Annotated in this window: 1 protein-coding gene and 1 pseudogene; both read left to right on the top strand. The window is 48.8% G+C overall.

The genetic code is table 11. The features are described from left to right. Positions 1-165: 165 nt before the first annotated feature. Entirely contained in the window at positions 166-849 is a 684-nt protein-coding gene (locus tag BLV11_RS18150; RefSeq protein WP_091817943.1) for a hypothetical protein, read from the top strand. A gap of 322 nt (positions 850-1,171) precedes the next feature. Then, a pseudogene (locus tag BLV11_RS18145) lies at positions 1,172-1,695 on the top strand (hypothetical protein); the annotation flags it as partial.

The following is a 1,695-nucleotide window of genomic DNA, read 5'->3' as shown; positions in this document are numbered from 1 at the left end:
CTGATGGCGGAGAAGCTTCGATACTCGGTGTGACTCTTGACGGAAGGTGCAGGTTTAGGTCCTGCGTTTTGCTGGTTAGGGGGCGGCTTCGATTTGGTGGTTTACCGCGAGATAAGTTTATCCCGGGCTTCCGGGCCACCCTTTGAATGGATAGGTAAGGAATAAATGATCAACGGAAAGATTATCTCGGCACTGGTTATCCATTTAATAGCATTTTTGGCAATCTATGCTGAAGGCTATCCGGATGCCTTTCTTATTGTTGTAGGTTCATGCCTTGCCCTGAATGTGATTGGGTTGTGTCTATGCTTAATGGGCATTGTTCGATTTGGCTGCTCTCTCTTTATTGCAGGGTGTATTGGTTTTATACCACTGGGCTTGGTTGGCATATTGGGAGCACGGCAAGCTCTGGATGCAGAAAGGCGTGAGCGATTTGCCCAGATGGAAGCTGCAAGGTCATACAGATTTAATCCCGCCCTCTTAGACGTACAGATATTTGGAACTGCTATTGTCGGGCTGGTCTGGCTAATCCTGATGCTGGTGTTTCCATTCGTTCCGGCTATCCCGTTGGGAGGTGCAGTCATTGGGTTCCTAATTGGGTCGTGGAATTCGTCCACTATTCCTGTGAAATGCTATGAGGACCACATCGAGCTGAAGCTTTCTCTGATTGCACCCACGCATTTAATAAAATACAAAAATATCACTGATATCGATACCAGCCATCGAAAACATACAATAGTTTCGTATGCCCTGGATGGCGCTGAAAAATCACTTAAATTGAAATGGAATGGGCTCGAAGATAAGGCCAGTGAGGAATTGCTTGGGTATATACAGGGTAAGTGGGTTGCTTGAGTTGGATATTGCTTTGGGAGGAGAGCTCAGGGTCAGGTCTTGCGTTTTGCTGGTTGGGGCTAACGAAGCTAAATTCCAGCATTGCCTGGCCCACATCATGAGAAACCGGAATGGGTCGGTATCAGCGCAGGACGTTTTCGTGAACAATTGAGCCAGTGGTTTCAGAGGGCAGGACGCCCAAGGGAAGAGAACAATGGATGTGTGCAGCAACGGCGCTGACCGACGGGGAGGGGCGCCCAGCCCAACGGTCGGTGGCTATTATGGCCCCACAGCCTACCGCTCCAGCCACATACCCACCCTGCTGCCAGGGGGGCACCCTAAAATGGATCGAACCTTCCAGCGATTGCCTTGGGGGCATTATCAAAATCCGCTTGTACCCAATACCATTAATGCCCAGTTGGCCTATGCGCGGCTATTCAAGGAAGAACAGGATGCCGAGGATGGTTTTCCGTGGGGGGAAATCGTTTTTACAATCAGTCGAGGTTTCTTCGTTCGGTTACAAGGGGCATTGTATATGCTCTACCTAATGTCAGCTTTATGCCTCGCCATGCTTGCATTTCTTGTACTACTCTCAATCATTTTTTCACTTGTGGATAATCTTACTCTGGAAGAGTTCATTGGTGGTATTAGTTCTATGAAGTGGCTTTTCATAGTGATCATTAGTTGTTTAGTCGTAGGCAAGTATGGCCGCATTCTGCTAGCTTCCCTCAACGATAAACACCTAAGGCTAGATCCAACTGGCCTTTACCGCCGGGAAGGCCTGGTCCGAATCAAACTGAAACACGGCATGTTCGAAGCCCCATTCATTGAGTTCGATGCCTACCGCATACACACCCCATCTGGTCG

The sequence above is a fragment of the Marinobacter mobilis genome (assembly GCF_900106945.1).
GTDB lineage: Bacteria > Pseudomonadota > Gammaproteobacteria > Pseudomonadales > Oleiphilaceae > Marinobacter > Marinobacter mobilis.
The sequence above is the reverse complement of the archived record's forward strand: the minus strand, read 5'-3'. Positions and strand labels throughout refer to the sequence as shown.

Bases quoted from the DNA above. Each gene is read 5' to 3' on its own strand.
- BLV11_RS18150 (WP_091817943.1), top strand. From the start codon at position 166: ATGATCAACGGAAAGATTATCTCGGCACTGGTTATCCATTTAATAGCA.